The sequence below is a fragment of the Pedobacter nototheniae genome, assembly GCF_004335085.1.
Lineage (GTDB): Bacteria > Bacteroidota > Bacteroidia > Sphingobacteriales > Sphingobacteriaceae > Pedobacter > Pedobacter nototheniae.
In genome coordinates this window covers 67,889-93,006 of sequence record NZ_RQRS01000002.1, presented here as the reverse complement: position 1 = coordinate 93,006, position 25,118 = coordinate 67,889, and the positions used below count along the sequence as shown (strand labels likewise).

The 25,118-nt window shown below is 35.1% G+C and carries 18 protein-coding genes; 13 read left to right on the top strand and 5 right to left on the bottom strand.

Translation table 11 applies throughout. From position 1 onward, the window contains the following. Nucleotides 1-95: 95 nt before the first annotated feature. Complete coding sequence (locus tag EHC72_RS02330; RefSeq protein WP_131535878.1) at nucleotides 96-779, bottom strand: ACP phosphodiesterase; 684 nt, start codon at nucleotides 777-779, stop codon at nucleotides 96-98. 227 nt (nucleotides 780-1,006) lie between these two features. Here EHC72_RS02330 and tyrS point away from each other — a divergent pair, with 227 nt between their 5' ends. The 3 genes from tyrS (at nucleotide 1,007) to EHC72_RS02315 (ending at nucleotide 3,327) form a co-directional block, all read left to right on the top strand. Next, nucleotides 1,007-2,293 carry a tyrosine--tRNA ligase gene (gene tyrS / locus EHC72_RS02325; protein WP_131535877.1) on the top strand — a complete coding sequence of 429 codons (1,287 nt, stop codon included), beginning with the start codon at nucleotides 1,007-1,009 and terminating at the stop codon, nucleotides 2,291-2,293. Nucleotides 2,294-2,400: 107 nt separating this feature from the next. Beyond that, nucleotides 2,401-2,868 carry a type II RES/Xre toxin-antitoxin system antitoxin gene (gene parS, locus EHC72_RS02320; RefSeq protein WP_131535876.1) on the top strand — a complete coding sequence of 156 codons (468 nt, stop codon included), beginning with the start codon at nucleotides 2,401-2,403 and terminating at the stop codon, nucleotides 2,866-2,868. Beyond that, nucleotides 2,869-3,327 (top strand): RES family NAD+ phosphorylase, encoded by a 459-nt coding sequence (locus tag EHC72_RS02315; protein WP_131535875.1) that lies wholly within the window; start codon nucleotides 2,869-2,871, stop codon nucleotides 3,325-3,327. Here EHC72_RS02315 and EHC72_RS02310 read toward each other — a convergent pair. The 3 genes from EHC72_RS02310 to EHC72_RS02300 are packed head-to-tail and all read right to left on the bottom strand — an operon-like array spanning nucleotide 3,313 to nucleotide 7,110. Then, nucleotides 3,313-4,296 carry a LuxE/PaaK family acyltransferase gene (locus tag EHC72_RS02310; RefSeq protein ID WP_394346874.1) on the bottom strand — a complete coding sequence of 328 codons (984 nt, stop codon included), beginning with the start codon at nucleotides 4,294-4,296 and terminating at the stop codon, nucleotides 3,313-3,315. The two genes, EHC72_RS02315 and EHC72_RS02310, sit on opposite strands and share 15 nt — an antisense overlap. A gap of 28 nt (nucleotides 4,297-4,324) precedes the next feature. Beyond that, nucleotides 4,325-4,675, bottom strand: a complete 351-nt coding sequence (locus EHC72_RS02305) for a hypothetical protein (RefSeq protein WP_131535874.1) — start codon at nucleotides 4,673-4,675, stop codon at nucleotides 4,325-4,327. Between the two features lie 2 nt (nucleotides 4,676-4,677). Continuing rightward, on the bottom strand, nucleotides 4,678-7,110 hold the full coding sequence (locus EHC72_RS02300) for a penicillin acylase family protein (RefSeq protein ID WP_131535873.1): 2,433 nt from the start codon (nucleotides 7,108-7,110) through the stop codon (nucleotides 4,678-4,680). A 187-nt stretch (nucleotides 7,111-7,297) separates the two neighbouring features. On the opposite strand from EHC72_RS02300, the gene EHC72_RS02295 reads away from it, so the two are divergent. The 10 genes from EHC72_RS02295 (at nucleotide 7,298) to EHC72_RS02250 (ending at nucleotide 23,364) form a co-directional block, all read left to right on the top strand. Beyond that, nucleotides 7,298-10,189 (top strand): TonB-dependent receptor, encoded by a 2,892-nt coding sequence (locus EHC72_RS02295; RefSeq protein ID WP_131535872.1) that lies wholly within the window; start codon nucleotides 7,298-7,300, stop codon nucleotides 10,187-10,189. 239 nt (nucleotides 10,190-10,428) lie between these two features. Next, nucleotides 10,429-12,891 carry a glycoside hydrolase family 31 protein gene (locus EHC72_RS02290; protein WP_131535871.1) on the top strand — a complete coding sequence of 821 codons (2,463 nt, stop codon included), beginning with the start codon at nucleotides 10,429-10,431 and terminating at the stop codon, nucleotides 12,889-12,891. 60 nt (nucleotides 12,892-12,951) lie between these two features. Beyond that, on the top strand, nucleotides 12,952-14,916 hold the full coding sequence (glgB, locus tag EHC72_RS02285; protein ID WP_131535870.1) for a 1,4-alpha-glucan branching protein GlgB: 1,965 nt from the start codon (nucleotides 12,952-12,954) through the stop codon (nucleotides 14,914-14,916). Nucleotides 14,917-15,029: 113 nt separating this feature from the next. Further along, complete coding sequence (locus tag EHC72_RS02280; RefSeq protein ID WP_131535869.1) at nucleotides 15,030-15,398, top strand: RNA polymerase sigma factor; 369 nt, start codon at nucleotides 15,030-15,032, stop codon at nucleotides 15,396-15,398. Between the two features lie 208 nt (nucleotides 15,399-15,606). Then, nucleotides 15,607-16,491 (top strand): lysophospholipid acyltransferase family protein, encoded by an 885-nt coding sequence (locus tag EHC72_RS02275; RefSeq protein ID WP_131535868.1) that lies wholly within the window; start codon nucleotides 15,607-15,609, stop codon nucleotides 16,489-16,491. 72 nt (nucleotides 16,492-16,563) lie between these two features. Further along, nucleotides 16,564-17,136, top strand: coding sequence for an MliC family protein (locus EHC72_RS02270; protein ID WP_131535867.1), 573 nt, complete (start codon nucleotides 16,564-16,566; stop codon nucleotides 17,134-17,136). A gap of 638 nt (nucleotides 17,137-17,774) precedes the next feature. Next, the gene (locus tag EHC72_RS02265; protein WP_211660264.1) at nucleotides 17,775-20,669 is read left to right on the top strand and encodes a DUF11 domain-containing protein; all 2,895 of its coding nucleotides are present in this window, start codon (nucleotides 17,775-17,777) and stop codon (nucleotides 20,667-20,669) included. A gap of 29 nt (nucleotides 20,670-20,698) precedes the next feature. Beyond that, complete coding sequence (locus EHC72_RS02260) at nucleotides 20,699-21,391, top strand: hypothetical protein (RefSeq protein ID WP_131535865.1); 693 nt, start codon at nucleotides 20,699-20,701, stop codon at nucleotides 21,389-21,391. Between the two features lie 31 nt (nucleotides 21,392-21,422). Then, a complete protein-coding gene (locus tag EHC72_RS02255) occupies nucleotides 21,423-22,367 on the top strand; it encodes a T9SS type B sorting domain-containing protein (RefSeq protein WP_131535864.1) in 945 nt (314 codons plus the stop codon). Between the two features lie 16 nt (nucleotides 22,368-22,383). Beyond that, nucleotides 22,384-23,364 carry a PorP/SprF family type IX secretion system membrane protein gene (locus EHC72_RS02250; RefSeq protein ID WP_131535863.1) on the top strand — a complete coding sequence of 327 codons (981 nt, stop codon included), beginning with the start codon at nucleotides 22,384-22,386 and terminating at the stop codon, nucleotides 23,362-23,364. Nucleotides 23,365-24,108: 744 nt separating this feature from the next. Here the strand turns inward: EHC72_RS02250 and gap are convergent. Further along, nucleotides 24,109-25,110, bottom strand: a complete 1,002-nt coding sequence (gap, locus tag EHC72_RS02245) for a type I glyceraldehyde-3-phosphate dehydrogenase (protein ID WP_131535862.1) — start codon at nucleotides 25,108-25,110, stop codon at nucleotides 24,109-24,111. Nucleotides 25,111-25,118 lie beyond the last annotated feature (8 nt).

Below are 25,118 nucleotides of genomic sequence, written 5' to 3'. Positions count from 1 at the left end.
ATTCGTTTAATGATTATGATATGGATATTATATCATAATCCCGTTTTCAGATTATAAAAACTGAAATAAATTTAAGGGAACGGAAAAATATTTGCTTATGTGATACTTATTAATTTGCTTTCTATTTCATGAAATATCTTCATATAATCCTTTTCAAGTTGTTGTTTATAAAAAGTTATTTGAACGGTTAAATCTAACAACTGCTTTTCATCAAGGCTTTGTGGCCAAAGGCGCATGCAAATTCTATTTAAAGCATAGCTAATGTTATCCAGTTTTTGGTAACTTAATAAATAGCGGCTGCTGATAAATTTTTCAAGGAAATTAAAAAAAACATCTGGTTGTTTAAAATTACAGTGCTCAAGAAAATCAGCTAAAGAATCTTTTTCTACTCCGTTTAAATGGTCGTAGAAATGAGGCACATGAATTAAATTATGCTCTATTAGTAAATGGTCTAAAAGTAATTCTAAACCAATATGGGCCAAAAAAGACGGTCGAACAGGTGTACCTTCAACAACGGGCTTAATTAATATTTTTAGTTCTGCTGTTTTTTCTAAAAAGAAATCCGATGAGTGGAAAAATAAATCTACTGCCAAATGCCGTTTCCAACCTCTTAATAAGTTCTCTTCATTAGGATTTCCTTTAAATAAAAACTCATTTTTTTGGGGATACAAATTGGCTTCTTTTGAAGCATTTTTAATAAGATCGGGCAAAACGGTACCCATCACAACATTTGAGTTGGTCGATAATCTGTCAAAATAATAGTGTGATAGGAAATTCATTCTTTATAATTAATACTTCGGATTAAGCCAAGTTAGTTTTGGCAAGATAATATTTTAAACGTTTAATTTCTTTTAGTGGAGCAGCAAAAAAGTAAAAATTACAGTAGTTAGTCTTTCCTATTATTATAGAAGACAATTTGTTTCGAGTATTCTCTTACTAACTAAAAACTCCAAACTTCTTTAACCTTTCAGCTTAATAATTATCTTTGCCCAATTAATTTTATACCATGACAAATTTTGTTGAAGAGTTACGTTGGAGAGGCATGTTGCACGATATTATGCCGAATACTGAAGAAAAGTTAAATGAAGGTATGACTTCTGGTTATATCGGTTTTGACCCGACTGCAGATTCGCTACATGTAGGCCATTTAACTCAGATCATGACTTTAATTCATTTCCAAAAGGCTGGTCATAAGCCATATGCGTTAGTGGGTGGTGCTACAGGAATGGTTGGTGATCCATCCGGGAAATCGGATGAGCGCAATCTTCAAACAGAGGAAATGATTGAGCATAACCTTGCGGGAATGAAACGTCAGCTTGCAAAATTCCTGAAATTTGAAGATGCGGGGAATGGTGCTGTAATGGTTAATAATGCAGATTGGTTTAAGGATATGAACTTATTTACCTTCATCAGAGATGTGGGTAAGCATATTACCGTAAACTACATGATGGCAAAAGATAGTGTTAAAAGACGTTTAGAAGGTGATTCTGGACTTTCCTTTACTGAGTTTTGCTACCAGCTAATTCAAGGATACGATTTTTACCATTTATGGAAAAATAATAATTGCTTAGTACAAATGGGCGGTTCTGATCAATGGGGTAATATTGTAACAGGAACAGAGTTAATTAGAAGAAAAGATCAAGGAACTGCTTACGCTATAACTACGCAATTAATTAAAAAGGCCGATGGTACCAAATTTGGTAAAACCGAAAGCGGAGCCGTTTGGTTAGATGCAGAGAAAACATCACCATATAAATTTTACCAGTTTTGGTTAAATGCTACTGATGACGATGTTAAAAAGTGGATTCGTATTTTTACTTTAAAAACGAAAGAAGAAATTGAGGCGCTAGAAAAAGAACACGACGCTGCACCGCATTTACGTATTTTGCAAAAAGCATTAGCTGAAGATATTACTGTAAAAACGCACTCGGTTGAGGCTTTAGAAACTGCTATTAAAACTTCTGAATTTTTATTTGGAAATGGATCACTTGAGTTTTTAAAAAGTCTATCATCAGCGCAGGTTTTGGAAATGTTTGAAGGTATTCCTCAATTTAATATTTCTAAGGCTGAGTTGGCTAATGGCATTGATGTAGCATCTTTATTGGCAGAGAAATCAGCTGTGTTTCCATCAAAAGGAGAAACTAAAAAATTAATTCAAGGTGGTGGTGTATCTGTAAACAAAGAAAAAGTTGGAGATGCAAATCAAATTTTTAACAAAGAACACTTAATAAATGATAAATTTATTGTAGTACAAAAAGGTAAGAAAAACTATTTCCTCTTAATTGCTGAGTAAAAAGCTAATAATGTATAGATTAAAAAATCTCAATATAATTATTGAGATTTTTTTTTGTTTAGTAAATTACCAGACAAAATGCATATATTTAGGGATAATTGTCTGGTATGAAAAACAAAAATATAGTAGAAGAACCAGCTGTGGCTTATACTGCTATGGTTTCAAAGCCCTTAACTGTAATAATGGGAAATCAATTTGCTGATCCAAGCGATTTTGATTTACTTAGCGTTGCCCGTAAAGGCATACAGAAAAAATCTTTAACGGCTCTTGCAAAGCAGATATCTTTAACAATTGAAGAAATTGCTGGTGTTTTGCATATATCTGGGCGCACACTTCAGCGTTATACGCCAACTACTTTGGTTAAAACAGAGTACGCCGATAGGGCGATAGAATTGGCTCGTTTATATGAGCACGGTATTGATGTTTTAGGAGATACAAAAACATTTAACACCTGGATGCGCAGTCCAAATAAAGCCCTTAATGATGAAATTCCATTAAATTTATTAGATACTTCAATCGGCTTTGAGCTTGTGTTAAAGGTTTTAGGCAGGATAGAATATGGTGTTTTTAGCTAAATGATTTTATATCGAATTTCTAATTGCAAACATGCAAAAGACGTTAGTGGAACGGGAGCCAAGTTATTTGGTGGCCGATGGAATTCTGTAGGAACGCCAATGCTTTATATGGCAGAAAATAGGGCTTTGGCAGCATTGGAAGTTTTGGCTAATAAAAACTCAATGAACTATTCAAAGAATTTATGCTTAACAATTTTTAATCTACCAAAGGTTGATTTTGAAAGTGTTGAAATAAAAAGCTTACCAGATCATTGGAAAACTTATCCTGCACCTATGCAACTTCAAAAAATTGGGGATAGTTTTATAAGAGAGAATAAATTCTTGTTGTTAAAAGTGCCATCAGCAATAATTGATGGCGAATTTAACTTTATAATGAATCCATTTCATCATTTAGCTTCCGAGATGACTGTTTTAGAAGTTAGTCCTTTTAGTTTTGATTCTCGTTTACTGAACCAATAAATTGCAGCCTCTAATATCAGCGTTATCAAAACGACCTAAAACCTCAAAGCTACCGTCGTTATTTATTCTACCTAAATCTTGAGTGGCTATAAATGAACAAGAATTAATATTAGCCAAATCGATTACATTAATGCCCCCGGTTTTTCCTTTTTCAATTAATGTTAAGGGATCATTTGTATCTCGAATAAGAACCTGCATCCAGTTTGGACAATTAAAAACACCCTCACCTAAAGAGTAAGCTTGAGAGAGTAACTCTGTCATTCCATATTCGCTATGGATAGATTTAATGCCAAAACCTTTGGTAAGTTGTTCGTGCAATTCTTCACGTACCATTTCTTTGCGCTTCCCTTTCATGCCACCAGTTTCCATTACAATTAAATCAGGGAAATTAACGTCGTGTTGCTCAATAAAATCAAGTAAGGCATATGTAACCCCAATTAATACCGTTTTTTGGTTTTTTGATTTTAAATCTAATAAGGTATTGAGTAAATCATCATGATTATAAAGAAAATAACCACTTTTTGAGTGCTTACTTTTCTCTATTAAATCATTAACCATATAAATTAATGAAGAACCAGATCTCTGTTGGTAAGAAGGAAGTAAAGCTAAAAAGCAATAATCTTCTATGTTACCGTAAAACTGATTAAAAGCTTGGAGATAACTCTGTTCATATAGTTTTACATCCGTTACATGATGACTACTTGTAACCATTCCGGTAGTGCCAGAGCTGCTAAAAGTAATTTCAATAGGATTCGTGCTACTTAAAATATTGTGGCTTTTAAAAAAGCTAATGGGTAAAAAGGGAATCTGCTCAACCCGATTAACCGATTGAACATTTACACCTAAATGGTGGATATACTCTTTATAAACAGCACAATTATTTGCCTGAAATTTAAAGGTTTCTAATGCAACGACGTTAAACTGGGCCGTATTTTGAATGGAAAATATATCTTCTGAATGCTTTATCACAAGGCAAAAATACGAAGCATAATGCTATTTAAGCGTCAGATTTTTTCACAAGCATCGCTTTGCGGAATTGATAGCCACAATAACCACTTATTCCTGCTGCTAAACCACTAAGTATACCTGTAACCAAAAGTAATAACCACCAAATTTTTACACCCGTCATAATCGCTACGCGACTAGCCAAAACGTTATCATTAGGTAAACTTTTAAAAAGTGAATAACCTATCCATAGAAAAAATATGGCAAAGAAAGACTGCCAGAAAGCTATTTTGCCAGTTTTACCAATAATGCCGCAAGTGGCAAACGAAATAACGATAATAACCCACCAGGGTAAAACCATTTGTAAAAGGAAACAAATTATTAATATTACGATGAAGACCATTTTTATTTTTTAGATATTTTTAAACGAGAAATAATTGTGCCCGACTTATCATCGGGTGTTTGCATGTAAAACAGATCGTATAATTTGCCATTTGCCCAGGTATCAACCATGTTGTCATAAAATTTACTTCCTGGATTACCAGATTGTCCGCCTGGATAAACTCCATGTCCTTTAGGTGTTTTGCCCAGTTCAATAACCATTCGCCATGATGGACCGTTGCTTTCGCTGATGGCATTTATTGTGCTTTTTGCCCCGCCAATCATTAAAACTTTCGATCCAAAACCTGGTATTTTGGCCAAATGCGGAACATTGGTTTGTTTTACATTTGCCCAGTTCCAATCTTGGTTAATTGGACCAAAACGTTTTTCTAAACTATCGCAGCTGTATTTAAAAGATTCATTAACCAAATCGGCAAGGGTTTCTTTTTTACTGGTTTTAACATTATCGTACCATTTAGCATTGGGTTCTTTCAAAACCATTTCTACCGTTCTATCTCTTGATGGATAGCGCATTGGAACACCTTCTACTTCAAATTCATCATTCCAGATGTCAAATGATAAACGTTTTGTCCATATTTCGAATACACTGGCTGCAATTTGATTGGCATCGTATCTTTTATTCCACTTATTTAAATAGCCAAGTGCTTCTTTTTGCGTGGCATTTAATTGTTCGGTATTAACTAACGGAAGTATGGCAGGTAATAAATTTTGAGCCATAATACTGTAATTGTCCGTTTGCATTAATCTAATGCTATCAGCTGTGGCGTGGTTCATTACGGCAAGGCGATCATTAATTCTTTTCCCTCTTTCGTACGGAGAAAACTCCCAATTAATGTAATAAGGATAGGTTTTATCTGTTGAAGATTGATTTGCTGAACTTACAAAACCTCTTGGCGGATTTTTAACTGTTGGATTTTGCGCTGCAGGAATCCATCCTTGCCAATCGTAAGCTGGATCCGTTCCATCCAAAATAAACTTACCCTGATCTTTCCATTTTAACGGAAACTTACCATTAGGTGTAATGGCGATATCATTATCTATACTAGCAAAAACAAAGTTTTGTGCAGGAGCGGTATAAAAAGTTAGGGCTTTTCGATAATCGTTATAATTTTTACCACGATTTAAATAATAAAAAGTCATCAACTCATTTGATTCTTCATGCGCAATCCACCTTAAGGCATCGCCAACAGGAACATTATTTGCTCTACTGTATTTTGGTTTTTGAAAATAAACAACCGGACCGTGGTGTGTATAATAAACGGTATCAATTTCTGGTTTGGAACCACGAATGTTGATGGTTTCTAAACGTTTAGTGGTTTTATTCCATTTATTGTTGTACCAATACTCGTTGTGCGAATTATCTTTAAATTTAATCTGATAAAAATCCAGCACATCGGCAGCCACGTTGGTAACGCCCCAAGCAATTTTTTGGTTAAAGCCAATAATTACACCTGGTGCACCAGGAAGCGATACGCCATAGGTATTAACGCCCGGGGCATGCAGTTGTATTTGATACCAGATAGAAGGTAGGCTTAAATCTAAATGTGGATCATTAGCTAAAATTGGATAACCAGATTTTGTTTTTGAGCCAGAAAGTGCCCAATTATTACTGCCAATACCTTCTACTTTTTCTTTTGTTTTTACATCACCAGTTATAGCTTTAGTAAAAGATTCAGGCGTTTTTGGAATTGGTAGGGGGCTGAAATCCCATTTGGTGCCAACCGGGATAATTGGATCTTCACGAAAAGGATAATCTGGGAAAAGATCTTTTGTTACTTCAGGACCAAACTTCCTCAAAATATTAGTCATATAAAATTCATCAGATCCCATTGCTAAAACTGCCGACATTTGCTTTAATAGTAAGGCGCACTTTATGGGTGTCCAGTCTTCTGGTTTAAAATCTAAAATTTTATATTCAATAGGATAATTTGCCTGATTTAGTGTTTTAATATAAGCATTAATTCCTTCGGTATAGGCCTCGATCATTTCTTTGGCCTTTGGATCAGCCATCATTCCTTTTAAAGAATTTTCTGCGCCATAAACCATGCCCATGCGGCGCTGATACCGATCTACTTCAATGGCTTTATTGCCAACAACCTCACTTATTCTTCCTGCAGCAAAACGAGTTTGAAAATCCATTTGCCATAGGCGGTGCATTGCCGTAACGTAGCCCTGCGCAAGATAAAGATCGTGATCGTTTTGAGCAAAAATATGCGGAATCATCCGGTCGTCGAAAACAATTTGCACCTCATCAATTGCTCCTTTAATTTTCGCTTTATGGTTAAACATAAAATGATTGTTCTCCGCATTTTGCCAAAAACCCATAAAAGGATTCAAAAATTTTAGTAAGGGTGGCGTACTGCCTATTTTAGTATTGAAGAGGAAAGCTATTGCGATTGGAATGATGATGCAAAAGACAGCTTTAATTTTATTCATATGGTTAGCGAAAAAATCCAGGCATCATTTAATTATGAGCGGATAGATACAAACTGCAAAATACAAAAAAATATCTATCTAGAATATATTTACATTTTCAAAATTATTATGCATACATAATTTGTTAAAACGAAAAAAAGCAGTTAAGTTTATATAACTAAAAACCAATAACCAAACTATAATATTTATGAGCAGAATTTTTACAAAGATCTTCTTTGTGCTTTTTCTTGTATGCGCAACGGGGATTGTGGTACACGCACAAAGCATTACGGTAAGTGGAACCGTTAAAGATAAGCAATCTAAAGAGGCGTTGGCCGGGATTAGTATTACCATAAAAGGTCAATCTGGTGGTGCAGCCACAAATGGTAATGGTATATTTTCTTTTACCACCACAGCAAAGGTTCCTTTTACTATTGTAGCCTCATCAGTAGGTTTTGGTACGGTAGAGCAACAGGTAACTGGTAGCACAAGCAATGTTAATATAGAAATGGAAACTGCTGTTGTTTTAGGCGGTGATGTAGTTGTATCTGCATCCAGAACACCAGAACGTATTTTGGAGTCTCCTGTTTCTATTGAAAGGTTAAGTGCTGCTTCGATAAGAGAAATTGCTGCTCCGTCATTTTATGATGCTTTGAGTAATATGAAGGGCGTAGAAACCAGTATGCAAAGTTTAACGTTTAAATCTATTAATACACGTGGATTTAACTCAAATGGAAATACTCGTTTTAACCAATATATTGATGGAATGGATAATCAGGCACCAGGATTAAATTTTTCTGTTGGTAATATTGTTGGTATTACCGAGCTTGATGTGGATAATGTAGAGCTTTTGCCAGGCGCTTCATCTGCATTATATGGTGCTGGCGGAATTAATGGAACTTTATTAATGACTTCAAAAGATCCTTTTAAATATCCTGGAGCTAGTTTTCAATATAAAACAGGTGTAAACCACGTAAACGATGCAAATAGCAGTGTACAGCCTTTTAATCAATTGGATGTTCGTTTGGCAAAATCATGGAACAATAAATTTGGTGTAAAAGCAGCTTTCTCTTTTTTACAAGCTAAAGATTGGTTCGCCAATAATTATTCAAACTATGATCGTGTAGCAAATAGTGTTAAACCTGGCGATCGTAACTCAGATCCAAATTATGATGGTGTAAACAGTTATGGTGATGAGGTTAATGCAAACCTTCGTTTTGTAGCTGCTGGAATGGCAGCTAATCCTCAACTTGCACCAGCTATTGCAGGCTTTAATAATGTTATGGGGCTTTTCCCTACATTAAAATATGGCGATTTGGCTACTTTAATTAATACAAATCCTGCGTTTGCAGCATTAAAACCAGGCTTGCCATATCTTGGTTTAGCTTATGGATTAAAGAATGGTTTAATATCAAATCAAGCTGTATCCCGTACCGGGTATAACGAAGCAGATTTAGTTGATTATGATACTAAATCAATGAAATTATCTGGCGGCTTATACTATAATTTTACACCAACAATACAATTGGTAGCACAGGCAAATTGGGGAACGGGTACATCTGTTTATACAGGTTCAGATCGTTACTCTTTAAGAAATTTTAATATCGGCCAATATAAATTAGAATTAAAAGGACAAGATTTCTTTGTTAAAGCATATACGACCCAAGAACGATCAGGAGATTCATATATATCTTCAATCTTAGGTAGTTACATTAACGAGAAAATAAATCCTTCAAAAGCAAGCTGGTTTCCAACTTATACTGCAGCTTATGCAACTGCAAAGGCTCAGGGCGCTTCTGATGCAGCCGCAAATGCAGCCGCAAGATCAGTTGCCGATGCAAACAGAGCATTACCAGGTTCAGCGGCTTTTGAAACAACCAAACAGGCAATTATGAACACAAATATCAGTGCAACAAATTTTGCTACTGGTGTTTATGGGGCAAAATTTGACGATAAAACAAACTTATATCATTATGAAGGAATGTATAATTTTACAAATGCCTTTAATAATGTGATTGAATTTCAGGTAGGTGCATCATCAAGGTTATTTCAATTAAGATCTGCAGGAACAATTTTCGATGATTTAAATCGTAAAATTGATATTAACGAATATGGCGCCTTTGCTCAGGCAGGAAAGAAATTTGGCGAATTTTTCAAATTAACAGTTGCTGGTCGTTACGATAAAAGTACCAACTTTGAAGGTCGTTTTACACCAAGAATTACTGGAGTATTTACTGTAGCTAAAAACAATAACATTCGTTTATCTTACCAAACAGGTTATCGTAATCCTACTACACAAAATCAATATATTGATCTTTCTGTTGGTGGCGGTTCTCAAAGGCTTATTGGTGGCTTGCCAGAGAGTTTAGCAAAATATGGTTTAGGTACCGAAGCTACTAAAGGGTATACAGAAAGTAGTTATAGAGCTTATCAGGCTGCACAAGTTAGTGGTTTGCCAACTGCCGGAATTTTACAGAAATATACTTTCGATAGCAGAGGGGTAAGACCAGAGAGTGTGCAAGCTTTTGAAATTGGTTACAAAGGCTTGTTAGGCCCTAAATTTTTAATTGATGCATATGCATATTACAACCAATACAAAGATTTTATTACTGCAGTAAACGTTTACCAACAAGTTGGCGCAACAACAGATTATGTTAAATATGGCGTTCCAGTTAATGCTACGGGCAAAGTAACCTCTTACGGTGCAGCATTAGGTCTTGATTATCTGATTGGTAAATACAACGTTAGTGGAAACGTTTCTTACAATAAAATTGGTGATTTACCTGATAATTACATCAATGATTTCAATACACCAAAAATCCGTTACAACCTAGGCTTAGGAAATAAGGAAGTAATCAAAAACTTTGGCTTCAATGTTTCTTACAGATGGCAGGATAAATTCTATTGGAATTCTTCTTTTGCAGCTGGCGATGTTCCAGCTTACAGCTCTTTGGATGCTCAAGTTAGTTTAAGAGTTCCATCAGTAATGTCTGTAATTAAATTAGGTGGTTCAAATGTTTTGAATAAATACTATAACACATCTTTTGGTAATCCAGAAGCTGGTGCCATTTACTATTTGGGCTTTACATTTAATCCATAAACATATTTATTTCTCTCCAAAGCCTCCGCACTTTTAAAGTGTTGGAGGCTTTTTTATACCCTTAATTTTTACTGCAGTATTAAACTTAAATCAATTTGAACCACACATAATGTTAAATTGTTTGTTTTTCCTTTTTTATGATTTAATACAACCCTTTTATAAAATATTTGTATTATAGTACTTTCTTAAGCACATTCCGGTTTGAGAGTTGGATATTTTTAAATTTTTGAAAAAATAGGATGGAACCGCAAAACGACAAGCAAGACGAAATCAATGAGTTAATTGAGAAAGAGCAAGAGATACAGCACTTAAATAACCCAGTAGATATATCTGTAAAGCCAATTGTAAAGCAATACCTTGGCGAAGTAAAAAAAGTAAAAAAAGAAGGAAATAGATTCTATTTTTCTGATGGAGATGCCCGCGTCGAAATTAGGGTAGTAAGTGATGATATTATCCGAGTTCGCTTGGCACCACACGGTGTTTTTTTAGATGATTTTTCTTACGCAGTACCTGAAGTAGATCAAAAAGTATCCTTATTTAAAATGCAGGAGCATGATGATAGTTATACCGTATCTACACATTCAGTAACCTGCAAAATTGAAAAAGCTAATTTTCATATTTCCTTCCATGATAATATCACCAATTTATTAATGGTTGATGAAGCCAATTCTATGCATTGGGAAGAAAACGTAGATTTTGGCGGTTACTATATTTTTGCAACAAAAAAATGCCATCCAGAAGAAAATTTCTTTGGCTTGGGCGATAAATCTGGAAACTTTAATCTCCGCGGACGTAGGTTTGAAAACTGGAATACAGATGCCTATTCATTCGGCTGGAACCAAGATCCCTTATACAGAACCATTCCATTTTATATGGGGATCCATAATCAGGCAGCCTATGGAATATTTTTCGATAACACTTTCAAATCTTATTTTGATTTTGGTGGCGAAGATGTAAATAAAACCAGTTTTTGGGCAGATGGAGGCGAATTGCAATATTATTATATCCATGGCCCACACATGATGGATGTTGTAAAACGTTATGCAAGTTTAACAGGTACACATCCTATGCCTCCAAAATGGACATTAGGATATCAACAGTGCCGTTGGAGCTACTATCCTGAAACTAAGGTAAAAGAAATTGCAAAGCAGTTTAGAGATCGTAAAATCCCTTGTGATGCCATTTATCTGGATATCGATTATATGGATGGTTACCGCTGCTTTACTTGGAATAAAAAATACTTTCCTGATCCAAAAAGGATGATTAAAGAACTATCTGATGATGGTTTTAAAACTGTAGTAATGATTGATCCTGGAATAAAGGTTGATGATGATTACTGGGTTTTTAAAGAAGGAAAAGAGAAAAGATTTTTCTGTCGCAGAAGCGATGATTATTATATGGAAGGGCATGTTTGGCCTGGTCGTTGCCAATTCCCTGATTTTACAAACCCTAAAGTTCGTACTTGGTTTGGTAATTTGTACAAGGAGTTAGTAGAAATGGGCGTTGCAGGTTTCTGGAACGATATGAATGAACCAGCAGTATTTGGATCAGGGACTTTCCCTAATGATGTTCGCCATAATTACGATGGTTTCAGGGGTTCACATCGCAAAGCGCATAACGTTTATGGTATGCAAATGGTTCGTTCTACTTACGAAGGTTTGAAAAAACTAATGCGTAATAAACGCCCTTTTACCATTACAAGAGCGGGTTATTCGGGTATGCAGCGTTATGCAAGTGTTTGGACAGGGGATAATATCGCAACTTGGGAGCATCTGAAAATCGGAAATATCCAATGCCAACGTTTATCTGTATCTGGTGTTCCTTTTTGTGGTACCGATATTGGTGGTTTTAGTGGCGAGCCTGATGGAGAACTCTTCTCTCGTTGGATTCAGTTAGGAACTTTCTCTCCTTTTATGCGTGCACACTCTGCAGGAGATACCGCAGAACGAGAACCATGGAGCTTTGGAGAGTTTTTTGAAGATATTAATCGCAAGTTTATAGAATTAAGGTACCGATTAATGCCTTATTTATACTCTGTTTTCTGGGAACATCACCGTTATGGTTTCCCAATATTGCGCCCACTAGTCATGTTGGAACAAGAAAACATTAGTAATCACTTCCGTCAGGATGAATTTACCTACGGTGATAAACTTTTAATTTGCCCTGTTTTAGAGCAAGGTGCAATATCTCGTGTTGTTTACCTGCCAAAAGGTAGCTGGTATAATTATTGGACTAATGAGGTGCTTGCCGGAGAAAGTGAGCACACTGTGGAAGCCAAAATAGATAGCATGCCTATTTTTGTAAGGGCAGGATCGGTTATTCCTGAATATCCAGTGATGCAATATGTGGATGAAAAAGCAATTTCTGAAGTAACCCTAAATATTTATTACAGCGATTATGAAGTAAATTCATTTATGTATGAAGATCATGGCGATACTTTCGCCTATGAGCAAGATATTTATTTGGAAAAGAAATTTACAGTAAAAGGTGATACCCAAAACTTAAAAATTGTACAGCTAAGCGAAGGTTTGTATACGCCTAATTATGAGCTGTATGCATGTAAATTAATGGGTGTTAAATTTCAGGTAAGAAAAGTTATGGTGGATGATAAAGAAATTAAAGATTTTTACACCGACGATAAAAATTGCGTACAATTTAAGTGCAATAAAAACTTCTCCGAAATACAGATTTTCGGTCTGTAAATCTTTTAGCCCCAAATGCTGTTTAGTATTTGGGGCTAAAATTATCTAGCCAAAAAAAATATGTCAGCAGTTAAAAAAGTTCCTGCAAAAAAAGCAGTAGTACCACAAATTGATCAAAGCCAACCAGTTTGGGCTTATAGTTTGTTTAGTAATTACGATGTTGACTTGTTTTTGGTAGGAAAACATTTTCGTTTATACGAGAAGATGGGTAGCCACCTTTTAACGGTAGAGAATACTGCGGGCACCTATTTTTCTGTATGGGCACCAAACGCCATTAAGGTTACCGTTATTGGAAATTTCAATGGGTGGAATCGTGGAAGCCATATTCTAAATAAACGCTGGGATGCATCAGGTATTTGGGAAGGATTTATTCCGAATGTAACCAAAGGAGAAGTTTATAAATATTTTATTAAAGGCTTTGACGATTCGGAGCACGAAAAAGGAGACCCTTACGCAAGGCGATGGGAGCACCCGCCGAAAACCGCTTCTATAGTTTGGGATACCGATTATAGCTGGAAGGATAAAGCATGGCTTAAAAAGCGCCCAAAATTAAATGCATTAGATCAGCCAATTTCCGTTTATGAATTGCATTTAGGTTCTTGGCAGCGCGATCCTGAGGACCCTGAACGGGTTTTAAATTGTAGAGAAGTTGCAAAAACATTGGTTCCATACATTACCGAAATGGGTTTTACCCATGTAGAACTAATGCCAGTAATGGAATTTCCTTATTTCCCTAGCTGGGGATATCAAATTACAGGGTATTTTGGAGCCAGCTCTCGTTATGGCTCACCACAGGATTTAATGTTTTTAATTGATGAACTGCATAAAGCAAATATTGCGGTTATTTTAGATTGGGTACCATCACATTTTCCTGGTGATAGGCATGGATTGTATGAATTTGATGGTACACACCTGTACGAACATGCAGATATGCGCAAGGGTTTTCATCCCGATTGGAAATCATATATCTTTAATTATGACAGAAATGAAGTCAGATCTTTTTTAATTAGCAATGCACTATTCTGGTTAGATCAGTACCATGCAGATGGATTAAGGGTTGATGCAGTAGCCTCTATGCTTTACTTTAATTTTTCGAGAGAAGAAGCAGATGCGGCAACAAACGAATATGGTGGAAGTGAAAATTTAGGTGCCATTCAGTTTTTAAAAGATTTGAACGAAGCTGTTTATGGTAATTTTGAAGGTGTACAAACCATAGCCGAAGAAAGTAGCACCTACCCAGGTGTAACGCATCCTGTTTATGCCGGCGGACTTGGCTTTGGTATGAAATGGATGATGGGCTGGATGAACGATACCTTGAAGTATTTTAAAGTTGATCCCATTGGCAGAAAACACCATCAAAACCAGTTGAGTTTTAGCATGACTTATGCTTTTACGGAAAATTTCATGCTTCCTTTCTCTCATGATGAAGTGGTGCATGGAAAATCGCCGATGTTGTATAAAATGCCAGGTGATGAGTGGCAGAAATTTGCAAACTTAAGAGCACTTTACGGCTACATGTTTACGCACCCCGGTGCGAAGCTTTTATTTATGGGGAATGAATTTGGAGATACAAACGAATGGAACTTCACTCAATCCTTAGACTGGCATTTGCTCCAATATGCGCCACATAAAGGTATGCAGGAAACAGTAAAAGCTTTAAATTTTTTATATCGTAAGGAACCTGCACTACACCACTATAATTTTAGTTATGAAGGTTTTGAATGGTTAGATGCCGATAATAGCAACGAATCTGTATTTGTTTATATGCGTAAAGGTACAAAGGCAAAAGATACTTTAGTTATTGCTTTAAACTTTACGCCAGTTATTCGAGAAAATTATAAAATAGGTGTACCATTTCAAACTAAATGGAAGGAGTTATTTAACAGCGATTCTAAAGAATTTTATGGAAGTGGTAAATCAAATACAGGTGATATCATTCCAAGCAAAGAGGACTATAATAATCAGCAGTTTTCAATTACTGTAGATTTACCTCCACTTGCTGTAGTTATTTTTAAAAGTAAATAATATTGCATAAAAACTTTTAGCCTTGAATTTAGTGATTCTAAATTCAAGGCTTTTTCATAAAATAAAATAAAAAAAAGCCTTTTATTCTTTGTAGTTGTTTGATTATTAGTGTAATGTTAAACAATTGTGTCCTAAATAGAGTTGATGATTTATATAAGGGCAAAACGATTACCATGGTTACAACTTCTACAAATTATACTGAAAAAGAAAACTTCAAACCTTGGTTATCTCACCAAACTTCATTTTTTTATGAGCTTAGAAGTCAGGATTTAAAAGCCTTTAAAACTTTATACCAGCAATATGCTGCAGCATTGTACGGATCTATCTCCAGAACCTTATCAAATCAGCAGCATGCCGAATATGTTTTAGAACAAACATTTATTGAAGCTTGGAATTGCATTTCAACTTTTGATGAATCTAAAACTAAAATCTTTACCTGGTTAAGCAAAATTGCCAAAACTCAATGCTGTAAGTTCTTGTAGCGAAATTCAAATATTTTAATAAACCAATAGGGGTAGAACAATATCTGAGTGTCTCATTTTAAAATGAAACCTTATGATCTGTTCAGAAATATTTATAATGCTTGGCTCCATCGGACTAGTAATTCTAATCATTCTATTTTTAGCAATTTATCCAGTTGTAAACAGTATTCATGATACTGACGACGCAAAGCATTAAGCCATTTTATATATGTTTCTATTTAAATTGGTTGATAAAATAGGTCAATATTTTGCATATTGGATTATTTATGCTGTTTTGTTATTAATTAGTTTGCTGCCTCTTAATTTTTTAAAATACACCTTCGGTAAAGTATTATATAAATTATCTTATTCAGTTTTAAAGTATCGTTACCCAGTTATCATTCAGAACTTATCACGCTGTTTTCCAAAAAAATCCTATGCCGCCATTAAGCAAACAGCTTTAGCATTTTATGCTAATTTAACTAATATGGTAATTGAAACTATTAAACTCCTTAGTATCTCCAAAAAAGATTTATTAAAGAAGGTAAGAATCGATAATATCGAGCTTTTAGATTTTTACTTTAAGCAAGAAAGGGATATAATCGTTATGCTTGGTCATTATGGAAATTGGGAATATCTTAATATTTTACCAGAAATAATTCCTTTTCAGGTTAATGCCGTTTACAAACCGTTGAGTAGTTTGGTTATGAGTAAGCTGATCGATAAGTTGAGAACCAGGTTTGGAATGAAAATGATTCCTGCAAATCAGGCACTCCGAACTTTATTAAGGGAAAATAATAAACCGCAAATGTCGCTATTTCTGGCAGATCAATTTCCAGGAGTAGCTGTAAAATCTACTTTTAGCTTCATGAATCAGCTCACCACTTTTTTTACTGGAGCAGAAAAATTAGCTAAAGCAACAAATTCAGTTGTATTGTATTTAGAAATAATAACAAAAAATAACAGTAATTGGGCGCTTAAATTTTCATTAATTACAACCGATCCAAAGCAAACCGAAGAAAATGAGATCACACAATTATTTATTAATAAACTTGAGCAAAGCATTTTTTGCGATCCAGCTCAATGGTTATGGTCGCATAAACGATGGAAATAACTTTCTACATTAAAATTTAATTTTTGGTCATGTTTTTGTTGTTTAACTCACATAAATTAATGAAAACTTATTATGATGAAAAGAGTATTTACAATAGCAATTATAGGTGGTTTGTTTTTGGCATCCTGCAATAGCGACTCAAAAAAAGGAGAAACAAATAATACCGATACAACTACAGTTAAGGAAGAAACTATAACAGATTCTTTAGTTAATGAAGACGGTTCAAAACTCGTGATGTTTTTTAATAATACGAAAAACACAGCTACAATTCTTTTAAATGGAGAAAAGATCGAATTGGAAGGGCAAAAGCCAGCTTCAGGCATTTGGTATAAAAACGATCATTATGAATTAAGAGGTAAGGGTAGAGATTTAGAATTGACAAAAGATGGCAAAATTGTTTTTACTCATAAAGATGATGTGGTAGAAAGTACAGTGATCGATAAAAATGGGAAAAAGTTGCAAATGTCTTTCAATAATACCTTAAACCAGGCTACGTTTTTGCTTGATGGGCAAACCATAGAATTAAAAGGAGATACAACAGGCTCCGGTATACAGTATCATAATGAAAACTACATTTATACAGAACACCAAGGAAATATGGAGCTAAAAAAAGATGGTAAAATCGTTTTTGAAATAAAGAAATAATTTTGTTTTATTTTAGAAAAACAAGTTCGTGATGAGATAAATTACGGACTTTTTTTTGCCTCATATTCTATTATTTCTCATGGAAATTGTAGATATTCAATTATAAAGAAAGAGAAAAAGGTTAAGGTGTTTTGGGATAAAAAGCGAACCTTAAATGCGTTAATTGCTAAAAGGGTTTACTAAAAAATGAAAATTAGAATAAAAAATAATTTTATTTTCATTTTTATGTTTTCAAAAGGAAAATTAGCCTAGTTTAATACCTGTTTTTAGCTTTTTTTAAAGTGGTTTTTAGCCTAATCACCTAGTTTTTAGGTAGTTTTGAAATGCTTGGTTTTTGATTGATAAGAATGGCTAAAAACAATAATGTTTAATAGTTGTATAAGTAAGAATACATAATTTATTTTTTGTGCAAACGTTTATTAAACAGCAAGTTATGATGTTGTTAAATTTAATATTCACTGCATTTTTATTAATGGATTTTTGATTATTTTCGACTGAAAAATCCCTTTTTTCGGTCTGTTTAAGCTAAATAAAAACCACTTTTTTAAAGTCTTTTACTTAGTTAAGTCGTGTGTTGAAATTGTAGGAAAGCCTTCGTGCTTTTTGAATAATTTTTAGCCACGCAAACACCTCACTTAGTGGATTTTGATCAATTGCTTATGGTTAAAAATCTACTTAATTACTTCTATAACGTATTGCTGGTTTTTTTATTGCTGGGAACAGTTAATAAAGCCTTTGGTCGTTATATAACTAAGCCAGATTTTAGCCAAAATAACAGTGTAAATTTTTTTGCTGTTAAGAATAAGATTACACCTCCAAGCTATTCGAAACATTATATAGCGCCAGCCCCGTGGCAATATTGGAGCAAGGCAAATGAAATTGTGATTACTTCGGATGTGGGCACGGTTACTGGAACAATCTCTAAAAGCGATGGTACGGTTTTATTTAATTTTACGTGTACGCAAGGCACGCCTTATGTTCAGCGCTTTGCTGGATTACCAAAAAATGCACCGGCACATGCTTTAAATACAGTATTAAATGCTGCGGGTTTAATTGTTCAAGCTACAGGATCTATTTCTGTTAATTTAAGAAACGTTGCTTCTGATAATTTGGGTAGTGATGGTGCTGATTCAGACATCAAAGGAAATGCATCTCTTTTTAGCTTTGGTGATGCCGCGATCGGTACTTCTTTCCGAGTAGGTTATTACCGCGATGGAAACCTTTCGGGAAGTACTCACGTGCCAATTTATAGTATTATGGCAGTTGAAAATAACACCATTGTTAAAATTGGAGGAGTAGCTACAGCAACATTAAATGCGGGGCAGAGCTATTTGTTTAATGCGCCGATAGGAACTTTGGTAGAATCTTCAGGCTCTGCGGTGATGAATACATCAGCAGATATTGATGCACCAGGAGGCTGTGGTGATGGTGCATTTAATCCAATTCCGCCAATTGCTTCACTAGGAAAAGAGTATGTAATTGTTAGGGGAGAAGGTAATTTGATTGCCGAGCAAACTACAATAATTGCAACTGAAGCAAATACCAGCATTACAGTAATACATTTTGATCAAAGTGGAGCGCAAAAAGGAACAGCAACTTACGTTTTAGCGCAACCAGGGGATAAAGTAACCTTTAATCATGGGTATTTGAATGGCGCATATAATTCGGCAACTAATACAGGAAGATATTCTTCGACCTGGATTTCAGCAACAAAAAATATAGAAGTTTTCTCTGGTACTGCAGGTGCATCAGGTGGTGCTGGCTGCGAAGTAGATGTAGCTACTCTGGTTCCAATATCGAGCTGTTCTGGATCAAAAAGGGTTGAAACTACAAAGTTTACAGCTTACGTTCAAACAACTAATCTTGATTATTTTGGATATATCCTGACCAGAAGTACAGATAAAATCTTTTTAAACGCAAATGGTACGCCACCATATCCTAACACAGATATTGAAACGATAACAGGAATTGGTACCCGTCGATCTTTAGGAACAACTGGTTTATCTCTAATTAACTTTACAAACAGTAACATAGGTTCGCCAAGTACAATTATTATAACCAGTAACAGTAGGCTTACGGTTTCTATGGTGCAGCAGAGCAGTGCATTCTCTATGTCTAACTTTATTTCTCGTTTTCCGGAAAAGGCAGAACAACCTATTGCAAGTCAAACCGATTGTACAACAGCAACACTTACAGCAACAGCAAATGCAGGTCCATATCAGTGGTATTTTAATGGTGTGGCTATAAATGGAGCAACAGGAAATACTTACGTAGCTACCGCATCAGGAAGTTATGCAGTGGCAACACAATTAGAGTGTGGTATAAGTGCGCCATCCTTACCGGTTAATATTTCACTTTGTAATATAGATAGGTCTATTATTAAAACGGTGGATATTGCTTATCCTGAACTTAATACAAATGTCGTTTTTACCTTAAAGGCAGAAAATTTAGGCAATGGTAATGCAATAGGTGTATCCGTTTCAGATAAACTTCCGGCTGGATATTCTTATGTATCAAATGTTCCATCAGCAGGTACAAGTTATGATCCTGTTTCTGGTATATGGACCATAGGCGATATGGCTGGTGCAGCGGCAGCAACTTTAAAAATTACGGCTAAGGTTGTGCTAACAGGAATAAATACCAATACCGCTACAATAACAGGTTCGCAACCCGATCAGGTAAGTAGTAACGATCAAAGTACTGCAACAACAACAACGGGCTCAGGAGATCGCATTGTTTGTGTAAATACATTAATGAACCCAATTGTTTATAATATGCCTGCAGGCACCTCAGGAGTTACAGTAACTGGGCTGCCAACTGGCATTATAGGAAATTATTATTCAAGTACTAGGAAATTAACCATTAGTGGCACGCCTACCGTAGCTACTTCAGCAATGACTTATACTGTTTCTTCTAATCAAGGTACAATTAATGGCAAAATAACTGTAAATAATAATGTAACAACGCCAGTTTTTAACACTGGTTTGGTAGATAAACGTTGTATTGGCGCTGGTACAAATACTTATGTGGCTACAGCAAGTAATACAAACGGTATTGTGTATTCTATAGCACCTTTGCAGGCTGGAATAATAGATGCAGCCACAGGAGTGGTTACTTGGTCTGCAACATTTTCTGGTACAGCAACTATCACTGCAACAGCAACGGGATGCGATGAGAAAAAGCAAGATTTTATAGTTACCGTTAGTGGCTTGCCAAATTTAACTTTAGGTGCTAATCCCGAAGTTTGTGCAGGCTCTGCAAGCTCCTCATTAACCTATACGGATGCTGTTAACAACCCCGTAACATATAGCATTAACTGGACTAGCGGAGGTTTTGATCCTATTGTAGATCAACCTTTACCAATAGGAAATATTCCATTCAATATTCCTGAAAGCGCAACAGCTGGCACTTATAATGGTGTTTTAACCATTAAAAATGCAATAGGTTGTAGTAATCAAATCAATTTTAGCGTAAAAATTAATCCAAAACCGGGTGCTCCACATGTGTTTGTGCATCCAACTTCACAATATTAAATTATTAAACAAACTAAAAAATCATCCCCATGAACAGTAAAATTTCAAAAACCATTTTAGCATTAACTTTCTTGTTAATCTGCAACGTTTACCGTCTTTCTGCACAAGTAACGGTACTGCCAACCACCCCTGGTGTTAACTTATTTTGCCAAGGATCAGACCTTACTTTACCTGCACCAACCGGTGATGAAAGCTGGATTGTAAAGTATAGTGCAACACAAACTACTATGCCAACACTTGGTGTCGCATTAACTGGTAATAAAATTTCGGCCACCGATTTAAAAACTGGTTATTACTATTTAAGCTCAAAATCTGCCGCAGCTGGTGCCTGCGAATCTTCTATGCAAGAAATTCCTGTTTATGTGCTTAAACCATTGGTTCCAGCTTTTACACCAGCTGGTTTTTGTGTTGAAACGCCAGTTGCCCAAGTGGGTTCGGTTACCAATCCCGAAGATCCAACAATTACTACACTTGCTTACCAATGGTATACCGTTTCTGGTAGTACAGAAAGCATTATTGCTGGTGCAACTAATCCTAGTTATACACCAACTGCGCCAACTGTAGGTACAACAACATACCGCTTAAAAGTTGGTTACGTAATTAATGGCAATAAGTATTGTGCTCAAATTGTAGATCATGATGTAAACATTACAGCTAAACCAACCAAACCAACCATTACTATTGGAACGGTTAACGGTACTGCTGCTGCTGTTACTTTCTAAGGTTTATTGCATTTTATCTAGTAAACTATAAATGAGGCAAAGGCTGTGTTCCTTCCTGTTTTTGGTATTCTTGTTGTTTTTTGTAACAGCAGGATTTAGCCAAGCGGTGCCCAATGAGCTCCAAACCGTCAGCATCCGTAAAGGATCGTCGGCAGTTTTGCGTGCAAATTCGGCAGGGGCAAGCTCGTACCAATGGTTTAAGGATGATATTTTAATAAAAGGACAAAATAAACAGATGCTCATTACGGCAACAGCCGGCGTTTATAAGGTAATGGCATTTAATAGTTTTGGGTGCTCATCCGATGCTTCAGAGAAAATCAGGCTTCTTGTTTTGCCAGAAATTTCTGCAGATGTATCCATTACAAAGCGATCGGAAAATAGAACGGTGCTAAGTAATCAGGTTTTTGACTATTATTTAAATGTTAGAAATAATGGTGTAGATGATGCCAATCAGATTAATGTTAAGGATGCATTACCGGATAATTTGGTATTTGAAAGCCTTGGTGAACCAACGGATGGTACTGCAGTTTACAACACCGCTACAAGAACAATAAATTGGAATATTGCATTTTTAGCCAATCAGAAATTTGCAGAATTAATTATAAAAGTCCGCTCTAAGTTACCAGGTACTGTTAGCAATACGGCCACGGTAACGGCTAATGAGTATGATCCTAACTTATCCAACAACACTTCTACTGATAATAAAGAGATCTCAGGTTTAAGAATACCAAATGTATTTACGCCTAACGGGGATGGGAAAAACGACAGTTTCTATATCGAAAATCTAACCTCTTTTGAATCAAATGATGTAACAGTAATTAATCGCTGGGGAAGCACCGTGTTCCAGTCTAACGGTTACCTTAACGATTGGACAGCTTCAGGATTAAGTGATGGAACATATTTCTATATAGTAAAAGTTAGAAACGGAACATCTGCTTGGTTAGAGTATAAAGGTTATATAACAATTATCAGGTAAGTAAAAACAAAATAGGATGAAGATTTTGAAAAGGATATTTTTTGTTTTGATAATGATGACAGCATCTTTCAAACTTTTTGCACAACAAAATGCGCAGTTTGGGCAATATGTTTTCAACGGAATGTATATTAATCCTGCTTATACCGGATATAAGGAAGAACTTTATGTACAGGCATTTGCTAGGGCACAGTGGACCGGTGTTAGGGGAGCACCGCAAACTTTGTCAATTTCTGCGGATGAAGCCATAAATAATGAAAGTCTTGGAATAGGATTAATTGTAACTAAAGATAAAATAGGGGCGCAAAGTTCCTTAAATGCATCGGCAAATTTTGCTTATAGAATTAAGCTTGACCGTACAGAAACCAATGTTTTAGCCTTTGGCTTGGGTGTTGGTGTAATGCAAACATCGCTAAATGGAAGCATGCTTGATGCTATTGAGCAAGGCGATAACAGAATTCCGGCAGGTTTCGTAAGTCAGGTAATGCCCGATATTCGAGCAGGAATTCATTACTCGAATGAAAAGTTTTATATAGGTTTCTCTGCCGATAATCTTTTATCCAAATCGTTATCTGTTTTTAAAGATTATGAATCGCTTAATGTTAAAGTAGAACCTCATTTTTACTTAAGCGCAGGTATGGCTTTTCCATTGAATGATGACTTTGTTTTTAAACCTACATTTTTAATTAAGGATGATTTACATGGTCCAACCTCGCTGGATTTAAATACATTTCTGTTAGTTAAAGAACGTTTTTGGATTGGCGCAGTGTATAGAACATCGGTAAAAATATATCCTAAATCAAACCTTCAAAATGACTTAAGTAATAAAGCCGCAGTTGGGTTTATCAGTGAACTATTTGTAAGGTCTAACTTAAGGTTAGGCTATGGTTATGATTATAGCTTAAATAAACTGAGTAATTACGATTATGGATCGCATGAAATTTCTGTTGGTTATTATATCGTTACTAAAAAGAGTAGAAGACCGAAGTGTTATTTCTAACGGAAAATTTCAATTAGGATTAAAGATTAATTTGTTAATTAAAATAAGAACGCATCAATAATGTTGTAATAACTTGGTGTGAAATTTTATAAAATGAAACGGTTTAAAGAAGCTAGGAACTAATTAATCCACAGGAACATAAGACGCATTTTGCCCTAAAATAAGAAAAGAGACAATCTATCCAGACTTGTCTCTTTTTTCTAACCAAATATAAACCTGTTATGAGCCAGGCTTTGTCTTAAATTTCTATTCGAGCTTTCGCTTTGCAAGAAATGATTTATCTTTTTAATACTTAATAAAAGAATCTCTTCGTTTATTACTCTACAAATATAGGAAAAAATTTGATAGTGTAAAAAATACACTAAGAAAGTTTTACGTATTTTTTTTGTCATTTTTTAATTGCAAACTTTTTTTAGAAGTATTTTGGGTTCAAAAACAACTGCCTCACAAATATAATATAAAAAGTAAAGTGATAATTGTTAAATATTGTCAAATAATTAAATTTTATATTCAAATAGTCTCAATTTTAATTTAGTATTAGCTATTTGTGAATTTTTAACTTCATAAATTCTTGTTTTTGATTTTTTTAATACGTTTTTTGTTGATATTATTATGATTAAGTTGTTTTTGATATGAAAATTGTCATTATTAATTTTGAAAAAAATATAATTGCACAAAAAAAGGTGTCAATATTTAATATTGACACCTTTTTTATGATATGAAAATGCTTATTAAGCCATTTTACTATTTTAAGCTACCGTAGTATTCTACAAATTTAGCAAGTGCAGAAGAATATCCCCACTCGTTATCGTACCAAGATACAACTTTAACGAAGTTATCATTCAATGAAATACCAGCTTTAGCATCAAAAATAGAAGCGTGGTCATCACCAATAAAGTCTGAAGAAACAACTTCGTCCTCAGTATAAGCCAACACGCCTTTTAATTCGCCTTCAGAAGCTGCTTTCATAGCTGCTTTAATTTGCTCGTAAGTAGCTGGTTTTTCTAAACGTACAGTTAAATCTACTACAGATACATCAGCAACAGGAACGCGGAAAGACATACCAGTTAATTTTCCTTTTAATTCAGGAAGTACCATACCTACAGCTTTTGCAGCACCCGTAGAAGAAGGGATAATGTTAGAGAAACCACCACGACCACCTCTCCAATCTTTAGCAGATGGACCATCAACTGTTTTTTGAGTTGCAGTTACCGCGTGGATTGTGCTCATTAAGCCTTCAACAATACCGAAGTTATCATTTAAAACTTTAGCAATAGGAGCTAAACAGTTTGTAGTACAAGATGCGTTTGAAACGATAGTTTGATCTGCAGTTAATTTATCGTGGTTAACACCCATAACGTAAGTAGGAATGTCGCTATCTTTAGCAGGAGCAGAGAAAACTACTTTTTTAGCACCAGCAGCGATGTGTTTTTCAGCATCAGCACGGGTTAAAAATAAACCAGTAGATTCAATTACCACTTCAACACCAACAGCATCCCATTTCAAATCTGCTGGGTTACGCTCAGCAGTAACGCGAATAGTTTTGCCATTAACAACTAAATTACCATCAACAACTTCAATTGTACCATCAAACTTGCCGTGGGTAGTATCATATTTTAACATATAAGCCATATAATCTGGCTCAATTAAGTCATTTATAGCTACGATATCTAATCCTCTTTTTAATGCAGCTCTGAAAACCAGTCTGCCGATACGGCCAAAGCCGTTTATTCCAATTTTGCTCATTGTTTTTG